General features: G+C 74.8%; 17 protein-coding genes. 11 read left to right on the top strand and 6 right to left on the bottom strand.

The window, feature by feature from the left end; genetic code table 11:
- Nucleotides 1-14 precede the first annotated feature (14 nt).
- The 3 genes from DNK53_RS04735 to DNK53_RS04725 are packed head-to-tail and all read left to right on the top strand — an operon-like array spanning nt 15 to nt 2,691.
- On the top strand, nt 15-926 hold the full coding sequence (locus DNK53_RS04735; protein ID WP_110181084.1) for a cation diffusion facilitator family transporter: 912 nt from the start codon (nt 15-17) through the stop codon (nt 924-926).
- The gene (locus DNK53_RS04730) at nt 923-1,942 is read left to right on the top strand and encodes a family 43 glycosylhydrolase (RefSeq protein WP_162599779.1); all 1,020 of its coding nucleotides are present in this window, start codon (nt 923-925) and stop codon (nt 1,940-1,942) included. The genes DNK53_RS04735 and DNK53_RS04730 overlap by 4 nt, the downstream gene beginning before the upstream one ends.
- Before the next feature lie 17 nt (nt 1,943-1,959).
- The gene (locus DNK53_RS04725; RefSeq protein WP_110181082.1) at nt 1,960-2,691 is read left to right on the top strand and encodes a catalase family protein; all 732 of its coding nucleotides are present in this window, start codon (nt 1,960-1,962) and stop codon (nt 2,689-2,691) included.
- Here the strand turns inward: DNK53_RS04725 and DNK53_RS04720 are convergent.
- From DNK53_RS04720 to DNK53_RS04700, 5 genes are all read right to left on the bottom strand, one after another.
- Nucleotides 2,604-3,317 (bottom strand): DUF72 domain-containing protein, encoded by a 714-nt coding sequence (locus DNK53_RS04720; protein ID WP_239456382.1) that lies wholly within the window; start codon nt 3,315-3,317, stop codon nt 2,604-2,606. The genes DNK53_RS04725 and DNK53_RS04720 overlap by 88 nt on opposite strands.
- 119 nt (nt 3,318-3,436) lie before the next feature.
- Complete coding sequence (locus DNK53_RS04715) at nt 3,437-4,438, bottom strand: glutathione S-transferase family protein (protein ID WP_110181081.1); 1,002 nt, start codon at nt 4,436-4,438, stop codon at nt 3,437-3,439.
- 31 nt (nt 4,439-4,469) lie between these two features.
- Nucleotides 4,470-5,096, bottom strand: a complete 627-nt coding sequence (locus DNK53_RS04710) for a DUF402 domain-containing protein (RefSeq protein WP_110181080.1) — start codon at nt 5,094-5,096, stop codon at nt 4,470-4,472.
- Between the two features lie 86 nt (nt 5,097-5,182).
- Nucleotides 5,183-6,259: a histidinol-phosphate transaminase gene (locus tag DNK53_RS04705; protein ID WP_110181079.1), complete on the bottom strand. Its 1,077-nt coding sequence runs from the start codon at nt 6,257-6,259 to the stop codon at nt 5,183-5,185.
- Nucleotides 6,260-6,268: 9 nt separating this feature from the next.
- Entirely contained in the window at nt 6,269-6,817 is a 549-nt protein-coding gene (locus DNK53_RS04700) for a VanZ family protein (protein ID WP_162599778.1), read from the bottom strand.
- Nucleotides 6,818-6,850: 33 nt separating this feature from the next.
- Here DNK53_RS04700 and DNK53_RS04690 point away from each other — a divergent pair, with 33 nt between their 5' ends.
- Genes DNK53_RS04690 through DNK53_RS04675 form a run of 4 tightly spaced genes read left to right on the top strand, consistent with a single transcriptional unit; the run spans nt 6,851 to nt 9,616 of the window.
- Nucleotides 6,851-7,801 carry an EamA family transporter gene (locus DNK53_RS04690; protein WP_162599777.1) on the top strand — a complete coding sequence of 317 codons (951 nt, stop codon included), beginning with the start codon at nt 6,851-6,853 and terminating at the stop codon, nt 7,799-7,801.
- 20 nt (nt 7,802-7,821) lie between these two features.
- Entirely contained in the window at nt 7,822-8,208 is a 387-nt protein-coding gene (locus tag DNK53_RS04685) for a phage holin family protein (protein ID WP_110181414.1), read from the top strand.
- A complete protein-coding gene (locus tag DNK53_RS04680; protein WP_110181076.1) occupies nt 8,208-8,747 on the top strand; it encodes a low molecular weight protein-tyrosine-phosphatase in 540 nt (179 codons plus the stop codon). The genes DNK53_RS04685 and DNK53_RS04680 overlap by 1 nt, the downstream gene beginning before the upstream one ends.
- Nucleotides 8,744-9,616, top strand: a complete 873-nt coding sequence (locus tag DNK53_RS04675) for a fructosamine kinase family protein (protein ID WP_110181075.1) — start codon at nt 8,744-8,746, stop codon at nt 9,614-9,616. Before DNK53_RS04680 ends, DNK53_RS04675 begins: the two co-directional genes overlap by 4 nt.
- Before the next feature lie 6 nt (nt 9,617-9,622).
- On the opposite strand, the gene DNK53_RS04670 is transcribed toward DNK53_RS04675, so the two are convergent.
- Nucleotides 9,623-10,924: a glycoside hydrolase family 6 protein gene (locus DNK53_RS04670; RefSeq protein WP_110181074.1), complete on the bottom strand. Its 1,302-nt coding sequence runs from the start codon at nt 10,922-10,924 to the stop codon at nt 9,623-9,625.
- Nucleotides 10,925-11,062: 138 nt separating this feature from the next.
- Here DNK53_RS04670 and DNK53_RS04665 point away from each other — a divergent pair, with 138 nt between their 5' ends.
- Genes DNK53_RS04665 through DNK53_RS04650 form a run of 4 tightly spaced genes read left to right on the top strand, consistent with a single transcriptional unit; the run spans nt 11,063 to nt 14,642 of the window.
- Nucleotides 11,063-11,785 (top strand): response regulator transcription factor, encoded by a 723-nt coding sequence (locus DNK53_RS04665; protein ID WP_110181073.1) that lies wholly within the window; start codon nt 11,063-11,065, stop codon nt 11,783-11,785.
- A 7-nt stretch (nt 11,786-11,792) separates the two neighbouring features.
- The gene (locus DNK53_RS04660) at nt 11,793-13,154 is read left to right on the top strand and encodes a sensor histidine kinase (RefSeq protein WP_110181072.1); all 1,362 of its coding nucleotides are present in this window, start codon (nt 11,793-11,795) and stop codon (nt 13,152-13,154) included.
- Between the two features lie 5 nt (nt 13,155-13,159).
- Nucleotides 13,160-13,723 (top strand): DUF2231 domain-containing protein, encoded by a 564-nt coding sequence (locus DNK53_RS04655; protein WP_110181071.1) that lies wholly within the window; start codon nt 13,160-13,162, stop codon nt 13,721-13,723.
- A gap of 13 nt (nt 13,724-13,736) precedes the next feature.
- A complete protein-coding gene (locus DNK53_RS04650) occupies nt 13,737-14,642 on the top strand; it encodes a beta-1,6-N-acetylglucosaminyltransferase (RefSeq protein ID WP_110181070.1) in 906 nt (301 codons plus the stop codon).

Genomic DNA, 14,642 nt, shown 5'->3' with positions numbered 1-14,642 from the left:
TCTACCCTGCTCGCATGGGAGCGGGACACGGGCACGGCGCGGGCGGCGCGGCGGGCCACGCCGGAGGACGCCACCGCTGGCGGCTGGCGCTCGCCTTCGCGGTCGTCGGCACCTTCTTCGTCGTGGAGCTGGTCGCCGGCCTGGTCGCCGACTCCCTGGCCCTGCTCTCCGACGCCGGCCACATGGCCGCCGACGTCGTCGCCCTGGGGGCGGCGCTGGCGGCCACCCGGATCGCCGTCCGCCCCGACCGGACCGGCCTGCGCACCTACGGCTCCTACCGGGCCGAGGTCCTCGCCTCCGGCCTCACGGTGCTGCTCATGCTGGGGGCGGCGGCGTACGTCGGGATCGAGGCGGTGCGGCGCGCCGGCGAGGCCGTCGCGGTGGCCGCCACCCCGATGCTCGTCGTGGGCGCGCTCGGGCTGCTGGCCAACCTGGTGGCGCTGGTGCTGCTGCGCGGCGGCGCGGGCGAGTCGATCAACGTCCGGGGCGCCTACCTCGAGGTCGTCGCCGACACCGTGGGCTCGGTCGGCGTCCTGGTCGCCGGGGTGCTGGTCGCTCGCACCGGGGAGCCGGTCTGGGACACCCTCGTCGCAGGCGCGATCGCGCTCTTCGTGGCGGTCCGCGCGGTGCTGCTCGGGCGCGAGGTGCTCGCCGTCCTCGGCCAGCACGCCCCGGCCGGGATGGTGCCCGCCGAGGTCGAGGAGGCGCTCGCCGCCGTGCCCGGCGTGGAGGAGGTCCACGACCTGCACCTGTGGACCCTGACCTCGGGGATGCACGTCGCCACCGCCCACCTCGTGGCCGCCGCCGCCCCGGCCGACTCCGTGCTCGGCGCCGCGCGGACCCTGCTGCTCGAGCGGTTCGGCGTCGAGCACGCGACCCTGCAGGTCGAGACCGACGCGTCGGAGTGCCGCGAGGTCAGCTGGTGAGGAAGGCTCTCCTGGGCGCCGTGCTGACGGCGCTGCTGGTGGCCGGGCCGGCCCCGGCCGCCCGGGCCTCCGACGTCCCGCGCCCCGTGCTGCTCACCAACTTCGCCGACCCGGCCGTGGAGCGCTGGGGCTCGGGCTACGTCGGCTACGCCACCGGCGAGCGCGCCCCCCGGGCGTGGACCCGCAGCCGCACCGGCCGGTGGCGCGAGCACGGCCCGGCCCTCACCCGGCTGCCCGGGTGGTCCCGCCCGGGCGACGTCTGGGCGGCCGACGTGCGACGGCTGCGCGGCTGGTGGGTGCTCTACTACTCCGCGCCCGTCCGCGGGCTCGGCCCCTACGGCCGCTGCATCGGGGTGGCCCGCTCCCGGCACCCGCTGCGCGGCTTCGCGCCGGTCGGCGACCGCCCCCTGGTCTGCCCCGCCTACGTGCGCAAGGTCCCGACCGCCGGCGACCCGCTGCTCCCCCGCGACCCCACGCTGCCCCGCGCGGGCGTGATCGACCCGTCGGTGCACGTGGGCGACGACGGACCGGTGCTGCTCTACAAGACCGACCGGATCCCGTCGAGCATCCGGGCGGTGGCGTTGACCCGCAACGGCACGAGGATCCGCAGCGGGGCGGTGAGCAGCGAGGTGCTGCGCTCCGACGGCGTCGTGGAGAACCCGCTGCTCGTCCAGCGGCCGGAGGGCTGGGTGCTGCTCCTCTCCGAGGGCGACTACACGCGCTGCACCTACCGGACGCTGTGGCTGCGCTCCCCCGACCCGACCGACTGGAGCGCCGCGGAGAGCGGCGTCCTCCTCGACCGCGCCAGCACCGGGCTCTGCGGCCCCGGCGGCGCCGACGTGGCCGGCAAGCGCCTCTTCCTGCACGGGTGGGTCTGCCACGGGAAGGCCAAGCCGTGCGCGTCGGGGTTCGACTGGTCCAAGCGCGAGCGCCAACGCGCCCGGCGGGCCATGTACGCCGCCCGGCTGCGATGGGAGGGCGGCCTCCCGGTGGTCACGGGGTGGCTGGGCCGGTAGCCGGGTACGGGGGCGCCATGGACCCCGTCTCGCTGCTCGCCTCCGCCTCCCGGGCCGGGTTCCGGCTCGGCTCCCGGGCCCGGTCGGCCCGCTTCTTCCACCCCCGCGGCGTCGTGCTGGCCGGCCGCCTCCGGGTGACCGGCGCCGGGCCGCTGCCCACCGGGGAGACCGACTGCGTCGTCCGGCTCTCCAAGGCCTTCGGCACCCCCGGCGACCTGCCGGACATCCTCGGGGTGGCGCTGCGCTTCACCGACGCCGGCCCCGAGGGCGTGGGCCCGGTCGACGTGCTGGTGGCGAGCAGCTCCGGCGCCCGGGGCTGGCGGCGCTTCACCCTGTGGCCCGCGGCGGCGTGGGGGCGGGTCAGCCTCACCTCGCTGCTCGCCTGGGAGGCGGGCCCGGGTCCGCTCGAGGGCGAGCGGGCGACCGTGGTGGTCGAGGTCGACGACCCGCGCCTGACCACCCCCGACGTGAAGGATCTCGTCGGGCTCCTCCCCGTGGTGCTCAGCGTCCGGGTCGACGGCGGGGGCGGGCAGGTGCTCCAGCGCGGCGAGGTCGAGGTGACCGGGCCCGACGCGCCGGCCGTCGACTTCGACCCGGTGCTGCACGAGCCGCCGGGGTGGCGCTTCGTGCCGCGCTGGGTGGCGCGGGTCCGGGTCGCCTCCTACGCCGGGAGCCGCGAGGGGCGCAGCCGCGCCAGCAGCGACTCGGCGTCGTGGGGCGCGAACCCCTTCGCGTCGTTGTCGAAGTAGACGAAGGCGTCCTGCCCGGCCTCCGACCAGGCCCGGCACCGGTCGGCCCAGGCGTCGAGCGCGGCGTCGGAGTACCCGCTGGTGTAGAGCTCGGAGTCGCCGTGCAGGCGCACGTACCGGAAGTCGGCGGTGTCGACGTCGGCCCGCGGCCAGCGCCCCGCCGTGTCGGCGAGCACGCAGGCCACGCCGTGCTCGCGCAGCAGCGCGAAGGCCTCGTCGGTGCAGAAGCTCTCGGAGCGGAACTCGAGCGCGTGCCGCAGCCGTCGGTCGGCGTCGGTGGTGGCGTGCACCCGGTCGCCGGCGAGCTTGCCGTCGTGCCGCTGGGCCAGGGCCGCCGCCTCGGTGGTGGTCCGCGGCAGGAGCGCGAGGAAGTCGCCGAGCACGCCGGCGTCGAAGGGCAGGGTGGCCGGCAGCTGCCACAGCAGGGGGCCTAGCTTGGGGCCGAGCGCCAGCACCCCCGAGGCGAGGAAGTTGGCCAGCGGCGTCTCCACGTCGCGCAGCCGCTTGAGGTGGGTGATGAAGCGGCCGCCCTTGACCGAGAGGACGAAGCCGTCGGGCGTGGCGTCGCGCCACGCGGCGTACGACGACGGGCGCTGCAGGGAGTAGAACGAGCCGTTGACCTCGATCGAGGTCAGCCGCGAGGCGGCGTGCTCGAGCTCGCGGCGCTGGGGCAGGCCGGGCGGGTAGAAGTCGCCGCGCCAGCCGGCGTACCGCCAGCCGCTGATCCCGATGCGGAGCTCGCCCGTCAGAGCGCCTCCCGGCCGTGGGGGGTGTGCCAGGAGTCGAGCTCGGGACCCTTCGGGACGATCCCCGTCGGGTTGATGTCGGTGTGCACGACGTAGTAGTGCGCCTTGATCTGCTCGAAGTCGACCGTCTCGCCGAAGCCGGGGGTCTGGAAGAGGTCGCGCGCGTAGCCCCACAGGTGCGGCATCTCGGTCAGCTTGTTGCGGTTGCACTTGAAGTGGCCGTGGTAGACCGGGTCGAAGCGGACGAGCGTGGTGAAGAGCCGCACGTCGGCCTCGGTGATCGAGTCGCCCATGAGGTAGCGCCGGTCGGCCAGCCGCTCCTCGAGCCAGTCCATCGCCGTCCAGAGCCGGTCGTAGGCGTCGTCGTACGCCTCCTGGGAGCCGGCGAAGCCGCAGCGGTAGACCCCGTTGTTGACCTCGGTGAAGACCCGCTTCATCACGGTCTCCATCTCCTCGCGGACGTCCTCGGGCCACAGGTCGGGGGCGCCCTCGCGGTGGTGGTCGCGCCACTCGAAGAAGAGGTCGTGGGTGATCCACGGGAAGTCGTTGGTGACGAGCTGGCGGCTCTCCACCTCGACCATCGCGGGGACCGTGATGCCCTTCGGGTAGTCGGGGAACCGGTTGAGGTAGGCCTCCTGGAGCCGCTCCATGCCGAGGACGGGGTCCTTGCCGCCGGGGTCGCGGTCGAAGGTCCACGACCGCTTGTCGTGGACCGGGCCGGGCAGGCCCACGCTGATCACGTCCTGGAGGCCGAGCAGCTCGCGGACGATCAGCGAGCGGTTGGCCCACGGGCAGGCCGGGGCGGCGACGAGGCGGTAGCGGCCGGGCTCGACCGGCCACACCCGCACGCCCTCGCGGACGCCGCCGTACTGCTCGGCGTGCAGGTCGTCGTGCGGGTCCTGCGAGCGCTCCCCGGCGAGGATCCGGTCGGGGACGTAGTCCATGTCCCGCTCGAAGGCCTTGCCCTTCTCGGTGTACGTCGGGGTCAGGTCGGCGCTCATGGGCCAGACAGTAGCCCGCGGGTCGTGAGCCTCAGCCGGCCGCGCGGGAGCGGGCGCCGGTGGACGCCCAGCCCTCGGGGAGCGTGGTGGCGGCCCAGTCGGCCGGCGGGGTCCACGCCGCCCAGGAGCGGTCCCACCACTGGTTGCGCCACTGCAGCATCGACTTCACGCCCGCGGCGGTGGCGCGGACCTGCTCGGCCTGCGCGGCGTCGTACCGGCCCTGCGCGACGCGCTGCTCGAAGGCGGTGTCGGGGAGCGCCTTCCAGCTGCCGTCGGGCGCCATCTCGAAGTCGAGGCCGTGGCCGAGGGTGTCGAAGCCCCCGTCGTGGCGGCGGATCGGCTCCTGGAGCAGGATCCGCCAGCCCTCGAAGTCGCGCTCCGGGCCCTTCCAGGAGAGCTCGACCGCGTAGGCGTCGTCGGGGCGCATCAGCATGAGCTTGCCGTGGCCGCTCCACGCGCGGCGGCCGGACGCCTTCCACGGGTGCTCCCAACCCAGCGTCTCGGCGCCGCCGAAGCCCAGCTCGGAGCCCGACGGGAGGAAGACGGCGAGCAGGTCGAAGGAGTCCTCGACGACGCGCACCGACCACCCGATCCACGGCTGGCCGCGGAGGATCTCGCGGCGGACGACGACGTCACCGGGCTTCCAGGAGGCGCTCATGCCCCGAACCGTAACCCTCGCAGGGCCGCCGGAGCGAGGCCGGGTTCGTACTGACGGGTCACTTGGAGGCGCAGGTCACGTGCCCGTCACGGGGCCGTGCGCCGGGCCAGCTCGAGCGCCCGGTCGTTGCCCTCGGGCTCCCCGATGCTGACCCGGACGCCGTCGCCGGCGAAGGGGCGCACCGTGATCCCGAGCTCCTCGGCCTCGGCCGCGACCTCGAGCGCCCGGTCGCCCGCGGGGAGCCAGACGAAGTTGCCCTCGGCGTCGGGGGCGTCCCACCCGGCCGCCCGGACCCCGGCGAGCACCCGGTCGCGCTCCGCGACCAGGGCGTCGACGCGCTCCAGCAGCTCGGCCTCCGCCGCGAGCGAGGCGATCGCCGCGGCCTGCGCGACGTGGCTGACCCCGAAGGGCAGCGAGACCGCCCGCAGCGCCGCCGCGAGCGGCGGCTGCGCGACGGCGTACCCGACCCGGAAGCCCGCCAGCCCGTAGGCCTTGGAGAAGGTCCGGGTGACCACGACGTTCGGGTGGGCCAGGGCGGTGGCGACGCCGTCGACCGGGTCGGCGGAGCGGACGAACTCGACGTACGCCTCGTCGACGACGACCACGACGTGCGACGGCACCGCGGCGAGGAAGGCGTCGAGCCCGGCCCGCGTGACGGCCGGCCCGGTCGGGTTGTTGGGGGTGCAGACGAGGACGACGCGGGTCCGGTCGGTGACGGCCGCGGCCATCGCGTCGAGGTCGTGCCGGCCGCCGGCGGCGAGCGGCACCGGCACCCCGGTCGCCCCCGCGACCGTGATCGCGATCGGGTAGGCCTCGAAGGAGCGCCAGGCGTGGACGACCTCGTCGCCGGGCTCGCAGAAGGCGCTGAGCAGCTGGTAGATCAGCGCGACGCTGCCGGTCGCCGCCGCGAGGTGGTCCGTCGGGACGCCGAGCCGCGCCGACAGCGCCTCGTAGAGCGCCGTGGTCCCCATGTCGGGGTAGCGGTTCATCACCGCCGCCGCCTCGACCGCGGCGTCGAGGACGCCCGGGAGCGGCGGGTAGGGGTTCTCGTTGGAGGAGAGCTTGTAGGTCGTGAGCCCGGGCCGCGGGGTGGGCGGCCGGCCGGCGACGTACGCCGGGATGGCGGCGACGCTCGCGCGGGGCCGGGGGGTCTGCTGCGTCATGGGCGCACCCTAGTCGCGGCGCCACGGCTGGAGCACCCACGCCAGGCCGAGCCCGACGGCGCCGCCCAGCAGGGCGCCGGTGGAGTTGTCGACGACGTCGGTGACGTCGCAGGCGCGGTCGATCCGCGCCACCTCGAGCTGGGTGAGCTCGATCAGCACCGAGTAGCCCACCAGCCCGGCCAGCCCGAGCGGGACCAGCACCCAGGCGCCCCGCCACCGGGCCAGGCCCAGCACCAGCAGCGCGCCGGCCGGAACGAAGAGCGCCGTGTTGAGCATCCGCTGGCCCCCGCCGAGGATCCAGAACCCCTCGGGCGCCGGGCCGCCGTAGTCGGTCGAGCAGCTCTCGCTGCGCTCCTCGGCCAGGACCAGCGTGGCGGTGCCCGACGGGGGCACCAGGGTGACCAGCGCGATCACCACGAGCGACCAGGCCAGGCCGGCCAGCGCGAACGCCGTGACCGGACCGAGCCGGCGGCTGGCGAACAGGCCGACCAGCCCCAGCACCACCGCGGCGGCCGCCGAGCCCACCAGCATCACCCCTGCGCCGCCCACCTCGATCACGGCGCCGAGGCTAGCGTGGGCGAGAATGCGGCGGTGGCTGCCCAGCGCCGGATCGGCGTCTCCCTCGTCGTGCTCGGCGCGGCGCTCTTCATCGTCAACTCCGGCGTCTCCCGGATCGCCCTGCGCAACGGGATCGAGTCCCTCGAGCTGACCTCGCTGCGGGTCACCGGCACCTTCGTCACCCTGCTCGTGATCGCGGCGCTCTGGGACCGGCCGGCGCTGCGCCTGCCCCGCGGCCGGCAGGCGCTGCTCGTGGTCGGGCTCGGGCTCTTCGGGGTCGCGCTGCTGCAGTTCTGCTACTTCGTGGCCCTGGACCGGCTGACCATCAGCCTCGCGCTGCTGCTGGAGTACCAGGCGCCGATCCTCGTCGCGCTCTGGGCCAAGTTCGTGCAGGGGTCGAAGGTGACCGCGCGGCTGTGGTGGGGGCTCGGGCTCGCCGTCCTCGGCCTGGCCGCCGCGACCGAGATCTGGGAGGGCGCCTCCTTCGACGCCCTCGGCGTCGTCGCCGGCTTCGGCGGCGCGGTCTGCTTCGCGGCGTACTTCCTGCTCGGCGAGGAGTGCCACGCCTCCGGCCTCTCCTCGGTGCAGGTGATGCTGTGGGGCTTCGGCGTCGCGACCCTCGCCCTCAACCTCGTGGAGCCGGTCTGGGGGGTTGAGGCCGACTACGCCGCGCAGGTGTCGCTGCAGGGCAACCTCGACCACCTCTCGCTGCCGCTGTGGGTGGTGCTCACCTCGGTGGTGCTGCTCGGCACCCTCGCCCCCTTCGGCGTCGAGCTGGTCGCGCTGCGCTTCATCCCCGCGACGCTGGTCACGGCGATCGCGATGCTCGAGCCGGTGGGCGCCGCGGCGCTCGGCTGGGCCTGGTACGCCGAGGCGCTCAGCGCCGTCGCCGTCGCCGGGTGCGTCGCCGTGGTCGCCGGGATCCTGCTCGCCCAGAGCGCCCGGGCCGAGGAGCACCCCGACGACCCGGTGCCCGTGACCTGAGCCGCCCTAGGGTGGGGGCCATGCGCTTCCTGACCTGGCTCCTGGCCACCGCCGCGGCCGTGGCGACCGCCGCGTGGCTCTTCGACGGGATCTCCTTCGAGGGTGCGACCGACCCCTTCGGCACCGAGGTGCAGGAGAAGATCCTGCCGCTGCTCGCCGTCTCGGTCCTCCTCGGACTGGTCAACATCGTGGTCGGCAAGCTGCTCAAGCTGCTCTCGCTGCCCTTCATCATCCTCACCCTCGGCCTGCTGCTGGTCGTCATCAACGCCCTGCTCCTCATGCTCACCGCGTGGATCGCGGGCGGCCTCGGCCTCGGCTTCGAGGTCGACGGCTTCTGGACCGCGGTGGGCGGCTCGGTCGTCATCTCGCTCGTGGGGTGGTTCTTCCAGACGGCTCTCGACGACTGATGGCCACGGCTCGCGTCCCCGCCCCGCGCACCCCCGGCCGCTACCGGGTCGGCGTGGTCTGCCTCGGCAACATCTGCCGCTCCCCGATGGCCCACGTCGTCCTCGAGCAGCAGGTCGCCGACGCCGGGCTCGCGCACCGGGTCGAGGTGGTGAGCTCGGGCACCGCCGGCTGGCACGTCGGCAAGCCGATGGACCACCGGGCGGCGGCGACGCTGACCGCGGCCGGGTACGACGCCACCCGGCACCGCGCCCGGCAGCTCGAGGCGGGCTGGTTCGACGACCTCGACCTGGTCCTGGTCATGGACCGCAGCAACGAGACCGACGTCGTCGCGCTGGCGGAGCAGCGGGACGACCCGGAGACCGCGGCCCACGTGCGGATGTTCCGCGACTTCGACCCCGCCGACCCGGGGGGCGAGGTCCCGGACCCGTACTACGGTGGGGACGAGGGCTTCACGGAGGTGTTGCGGATGGTCGAGCGCACGAGCACCGCGCTGGTCGAGGCGCTGGGCGACGCGCTCGCGGGGTCGGCGGGACCGTGACCCGGCTGCCGTCGGTCGCCCGTCGCGCCGAGTCGCTCCTCGACGCGGCGGTGGTGAGCACCGCCCCGGTGGCGGGCGGCGACGTCTCGACCGCCACCCGGCTCCGCCTCAACGACGGCACCACGGCCCTGATGAAGAGCCTGCCGCACCCACCCGACGGGTTCTTCCGGGCCGAGGCGGCGGGTCTGCGGTGGCTCGGCGAGGTGGACGACGGGGCCCCGGCGGCCGAGGTGCTCGCCGTCGACCGGGACTGCGTCATCGTGCGCTGGATCGAGCCGGGACGTCCGACCGCCGACGCAGCGGTCGACTTCGGCCGCCGGCTCGCCGCCACCCACGCGGCGGGGGCGCCCGCCCACGGCTCCGCCCCCGGTGACGAGCCCGGCGACGGGTTCATCGGGCGGCTCCCGCTGCTCAACCGACCGGCCGGCTCGTGGGGGGAGTTCTTCGCCACCCGCCGGGTGCTGCCCTACCTCAAGCTCGCGCGCGACCGCGGCGCCGTCGAGGAGGCGGACGCCCGCAGCATCGAGGCCCTCGTCGGACGGCTTCCGGGCCTGGTCCCCGACGAGCCTCCGGCCCGCCTGCACGGCGACCTGTGGAACGGCAACTGCCTGTGGGGGCTGGACGGTCGGGTGCACCTGATCGACCCCGCGGCCCACGGGGGACACCGCGAGACCGACCTGGCGATGCTCGCCCTCTTCGGCCTCCCCCACCTGGCGCGGGTGCTGGCCGCCTACCAGGAGGCGACCCCGCTCGCCGACGGCTGGGAGGACCGCCAGGCCCTGCACCAGCTCTTCCCGCTGCTCGTGCACGCCGCGATGTTCGGCGGCGGGTACGGCGCCCGCGCGGGCGAGGTCGCCCGCCGCTACTGACCGCGGTCAGCGCCCCCGCAGCAGCGGCGCGTGGACGTCGGCCAGCGGGCCCGGCCACGGGGTGGAGCGCCCCATGTCCAGCGCGCGCTGCATCACGAAGGGGTCGGCCTGGTAGTGCAGCCACGGGCGGCCGAACCAGACGAAGCCGTCGACGTGCCGCCGGGCCAGCGCCCGGATCTCGGTGGGCAGCGCCCACCGGTCGTCGGCGGTGCGGACGGTCGGCGGGATGCCGAGGGTGACGCAGCGCTTCATCGACCGGGTCGTGCAGGTCCGGGAGTTGTCGTTCTTCTCGCCCTTCGCGGCCGGGATCACCCGGGGCCACATGGTGGGCCGGCCGGACTTCGCGGTGTCGACGATGAAGTGCTTGTGGCCGAAGCCGCGCTTGCGCAGCGCCTTGACGATCTCGCTGCCGTGCAGGACGTTCTCGACCGGTCCCGTGTAGTGGGTGGAGTCGAGGGCGAAGCCGCGGGCGTGCTCGATCCCGACGCGGGCGAGCAGGTCGGCGCAGTGCTCGGGCTGCTGGCCCGTGCCCTTCTTGCACCAGTCCGCGGCCCCGGCGTCCAGGTAGACGTCGGTGTTCGGCAGCTCCGACAGGATCCGGGTGGCGTAGCGGAAGAGCTTCGACTTGGCGCCGCGGTCCGGGGAGCACCAGAAGAACGGCATGTCGGGCTGCATCACGACCAGCGTCGGGGTCTCGCCGATGGCGGTGGCGACGTTGCGCATCCAGGTCTTGTAGCTGCTCCGCTCCTCGGGCGTCGAGCGGCGCTCGCACGCCTCGCCCTCCCACGGCGACATCCGGAAGAGGGCCATCTGGACCAGCGCGGTCGGGTCGCCGGCCTGGGAGTCGGCGATGTAGCGCGAGACCGTGCTGGAGATCTGCTGGTCGGGGATCCACCCGCCGAACCACTTGGTCCGCGGCCGCAGCGCGATCTTGGCGAGCTGCTCGCGCTCCTCGCCGACGCTCGACAGGAAGGGCGACCAGACCTGGTCCTGCGGCCCGAGGTAGACGCCCCAGCGCCGGCCGGCGAGCGGGTTGCCGGGGTTCTCGGCGTACGCCGCCTCGGGGACCTGCCACACCTCGGCGGCGGGCTCGCGCGTGGCGCCGACCGCGTGCTGGTCGTACTTCTTCGCCCGGCGCGTGTACTCCAGCGTCGTCCGGGACGACTTCTCGCCGTACGTGCTCGGCCGGTCGGGCGCGGCCGGCGCGGCGGAGACGGCCTGGGGGGCCGCCGCGGTGGAGGTCGACATCGAGGCGGCGACGGCCAGGACGGCGGCGGCGAGGTGGGCTGCGGCCCGCGGGAAGGACATCACCAATTTAGGGTATGGAGGCTTTTCGGCCGCTGTCCCGGAAATGCGCGCACGCGGGACCCCCGCGTGCGCGAAACGACCAGATGCGGCTCAGCGACGACTCAGCAGGGGCTCAGGTCGGGCTGGCAGAGTGGGGCCGTGCCCAGCCCGTCCCCCACCGACGCCCCCCGCTCCCGCGTGCTGGTCGTGGACGACGACCGCGCCGTCCGCGAGTCGCTGCGCCGCTCGCTGGAGTTCAACGGCTACGAGGTCGCCCTCGCCAGCGACGGCGCGGAGGCGCTGGCGAGCATCTCGGCCGTCACCCCCGACGTCGTGGTGATGGACGTGATGATGCCGAGGCTCGACGGCCTCGAGGCGACCCGCGCGCTGCGGACCGCCGGCCACGACGTCCCGATCCTCGTGCTCACCGCGCGGGACGCGGTCGGCGACCGGGTCGAGGGCCTCGACGCGGGGGCCGACGACTACCTCACCAAGCCCTTCGCCCTGGAGGAGCTCCTCGCCCGGCTGCGGGCGCTGCTGCGCCGCGTCGCCCCGGGCGACGGGGCCGACGGGGCGCACGACGAGGTGCTGGCCTTCGCCGACCTCTCGATGGACCTGGCCACCCGCGAGGTCCGCCGCGGGGAGCGCGCGATCGAGCTCACCCGCACCGAGTTCACGCTGCTCGAGATGTTCCTGCGCCGGCCGCGCCGGGTGCTCGAGCGCTCCTTCATCCTCGAGGAGGTGTGGGGCTACGACTTCCCCACGAGCGCCAACTCGCTGGAGGTCTACGTCGGCTACCTGCGTCGCAAGACCGAGGCGGGCGACGAGCCGCGGCTGATCCACACCGTCCGCGGGGTCGGCTACGTGCTGCGGGAGGCCTGAGGGACGGATGAACCGCCTCCACTACCGCCGCTCGCTGGCGAGCCGGGTGGCGCTGCTGACCACGATGGCCGTCGGCGTCGCGATCGCCTTCATGGCGGCCGGCTCCTTCCTCACGGTGCGGATGCAGCTGCAGTCCAACCTCGACGACTCGCTGCTCAACCGCACCCGCAGCGCCGCCTCCACCGCGGTCCTGGCGGAGATGACCGCGCGCGAGGCGCCGTCCTGGATGCTCGGCGCGGCCGACGTGCGGATCGTCTACGTGACCGCCGACGGTCGCTGGTTCACCGCCGACGACGAGGGGCCGGCGTTCACCCTCGGCGACCCCGAGGTGGAGGTGGCGGCCGGCGAGCGCGCGGAGTCGCTGCGCTCGCTGCGCGCCGAGGACGGCACCCGCTACCGCGTGGCCGCCGTGCCCGCGGGCCGCGGCGGCGCCGCGCTCGTGCTGCTGCAGCCCACGGCCGACGTCGACCGGACCGTGCGCGGCGTGGGCACCGTGATGGCGATCTTCGGCGGCACCGGGGTCCTGGTCGCCGCGCTGGCCGGCTGGCTGGTGGCCCGCAACGGCCTGCGGCCCGTGCGCCGGCTCACGGCCGCGATGGAGAAGATCGCCCGCACCCAGGACCTGCGGCCGATCCGCGTGGAGGGCGACGACGAGGTCGCCCGGCTGGCCCGCGCGTTCAACGAGATGGTCCGCGCGGTCTCGGCCTCCCGCGACCGCGAGCGCCGGCTCGTCGCCGACGCCGGCCACGAGCTGCGCACCCCGCTGACCAGCTTGCGGACCAACCTCGACCTGCTCTCCCAGGCCGGCGACGGGCTGCCCGCCGACGCGCGCGCCGAGCTGCTGGACGACGTGCGCGCGCAGACCGAGGAGCTCTCCACCCTGGTCGGCGACCTGGTCGAGCTGGCCCGCGACGAGCCGCTCTCCCACGTGGTCACCGAGCTCGACCTCGCCGACGTGGTGCAGCGCGCGGTCGCCCGGGTCCGCCGCCGCTCGAGCGCGACGTTCGACGTCGAGGTGGAGCCGTGGCGGGTGCGCGGCGAGGCCGGCGCCCTGGAGCGTGCCGTCACCAACCTGCTCGACAACGCCGCCAAGTGGAGCCCCGCCGACGGCACGGTCACCGTGCGTCTCGCCGACGGGGTGCTGACCGTCGACGACGAGGGGCCGGGGATCGCCGAGGAGGACCTGCCCCGGGTCTTCGACCGGTTCTACCGCTCCGACGACGCCCGCGCGCTGCCCGGCTCGGGGCTGGGGCTCTCGATCGTCCGGCAGGCGGTCGAGCGGCACTCCGGGGCGGTCCGGGCCGACCACTCCCCCGCCGGCGGGGCCCGCCTGGTCATGTGGGTGCCGGGGGCGCAGGTGGGTACGTAGGCCGCATGGCCACCACCTCCTCGCACCCCCTCGTCCGGGCGACCCAGGCTCTCGAGCGCAGCGAGCGGCTCGACCCGCTGGTGGGCTTCTACCAGCCGTTCGCCGACGCCCTCGTCGGCAGCGAGGGGCGGCGCCGCCTGCTGCAGGGCGACTGGCTGGGCCATGCGATCCACCCGCTGATGACCGACGTCCCGATCGGGATGTGGACCTCGGCGACGGTGCTCGACCTGGTCGGGGGCGAGCGCTCCCGGCCCGCCGCCGAGCTGCTCGTCGCCGGCGGCCTCGCCGCGTCGCTGCCCACCGCGCTGGCCGGCTGGGCGGAGTGGCACCGCAGCGGTCGGTCGGAGAAGCGGGTCGGCGTCGTCCACGCGTTCTCCAACGTCGCCGCGATCGGGCTGTACGGCGCCTCGCTCGCCGCCCGGCGCCGGGGCAGCCACCTCACCGGCGTCGCCCTGGGCCTCGCCGGCTCCACGGCGATGGGCGTCGGCGGCTACCTCGGCGGCCACCTCGCCGCCGTCCGCAAGGTCTCCAGCCGGCACCCGGACTTCGAGGCCGACGCGCTCGCCTGAGTAGGGTGCGCCCGTGAACGTCGCCTTCCTCGTCGTGGCTCACGACGACCTCGTCGGCCTGCGCGAGCTGTGCCGCGAGCTCGCTCCACACCGTGTGGTGGTCCACCTGGACCGGCCTTTTCACCGGGAACTCGCCCACGCGGGGCAGCTGGACTCGATCGGCACGCACGTGCGGGTGCTCGACGACCCGGAATGTGTGCACTGGGGCGGATTCAGCGTCCACCGGGTGATGGTCCGACTGCTCTCCGCCGCCCTGGAGGACCCGGAGGTCGACTTCGTGGCCTTCCTCTCGGGAAGGTGCTTCCCGTTGCGCCCCGTCGAGGACTTCGTGAGATTCGTCGAGGGGGCCCCGTTCTCGGTGCACTGCCGCGCTTTTCCCCTGCGTGAGGGCGACGCGTTCATGGGGCTGGACCGGGTGCGACGGCGTCACTTCCTCGACGGGGCGATCGGCCACCTGAGGAAGCGTGGAGGCCGAGGGCTGGGCGGGCCGCTCCGCCGGGTCGCCGGACTCCTCGCTCGCCCGGTGCGCGACGCCCGTGAGGACTCCATGTGCGGCTCTCAGTGGATCGGCCTTCCACGCGCTCTTGCCGTTGAGCTCGTGTCGGAGGACGAGCAAGGTGCGTTCGCCCACCTGTCCAACGCCTGGGCCCCCGACGAGATCGCGTTCCACACCCACATCTTCAACTCGCCCTGGGCGAGCAGGACACAGGTCGGGGGACCCGAGCACTACGAGGGACGTCCGCTGGCCCACTTCTCGAACTTCCACTGGCTTCGCGGATCGCTGCAGGGCAGCGTCACGGCCGAGGACCTGAGGACCGCACTGGCGTCGGACCGCTTCTTCATCCGCAAGATGCCGGACGGCGAGGATGGCCGGGAGCGTCGGCAGCAGGTGCGCGCGAACTGGGGTGCCGCCCACTGA

It is taken from the genome of Nocardioides solisilvae, assembly GCF_003194625.1.
In the GTDB taxonomy this organism is placed as follows: domain Bacteria; phylum Actinomycetota; class Actinomycetes; order Propionibacteriales; family Nocardioidaceae; genus Nocardioides; species Nocardioides solisilvae.
Note: the sequence above shows the minus strand (reverse complement) of the source record. Positions and strands in the feature narration are given on the sequence as shown.

Bases quoted from the DNA above. Each gene is read 5' to 3' on its own strand.
- DNK53_RS04660 (WP_110181072.1), top strand. From the start codon at position 11,793: ATGAACCGCCTCCACTACCGCCGCTCGCTGGCGAGCCGGGTGGCGCTG.
- DNK53_RS04680 (WP_110181076.1), top strand. From the start codon at position 8,208: ATGGCCACGGCTCGCGTCCCCGCCCCGCGCACCCCCGGCCGCTACCGG.
- DNK53_RS04735 (WP_110181084.1), top strand. From the start codon at position 15: ATGGGAGCGGGACACGGGCACGGCGCGGGCGGCGCGGCGGGCCACGCC.
- DNK53_RS04715 (WP_110181081.1), bottom strand. From the start codon at position 4,438: ATGAGCGCCGACCTGACCCCGACGTACACCGAGAAGGGCAAGGCCTTC.
- DNK53_RS04655 (WP_110181071.1), top strand. From the start codon at position 13,160: ATGGCCACCACCTCCTCGCACCCCCTCGTCCGGGCGACCCAGGCTCTC.
- DNK53_RS04725 (WP_110181082.1), top strand. From the start codon at position 1,960: ATGGACCCCGTCTCGCTGCTCGCCTCCGCCTCCCGGGCCGGGTTCCGG.
- DNK53_RS04685 (WP_110181414.1), top strand. From the start codon at position 7,822: ATGCGCTTCCTGACCTGGCTCCTGGCCACCGCCGCGGCCGTGGCGACC.
- DNK53_RS04710 (WP_110181080.1), bottom strand. From the start codon at position 5,096: ATGAGCGCCTCCTGGAAGCCCGGTGACGTCGTCGTCCGCCGCGAGATC.
- DNK53_RS04705 (WP_110181079.1), bottom strand. From the start codon at position 6,259: ATGACGCAGCAGACCCCCCGGCCCCGCGCGAGCGTCGCCGCCATCCCG.
- DNK53_RS04670 (WP_110181074.1), bottom strand. From the start codon at position 10,924: ATGTCCTTCCCGCGGGCCGCAGCCCACCTCGCCGCCGCCGTCCTGGCC.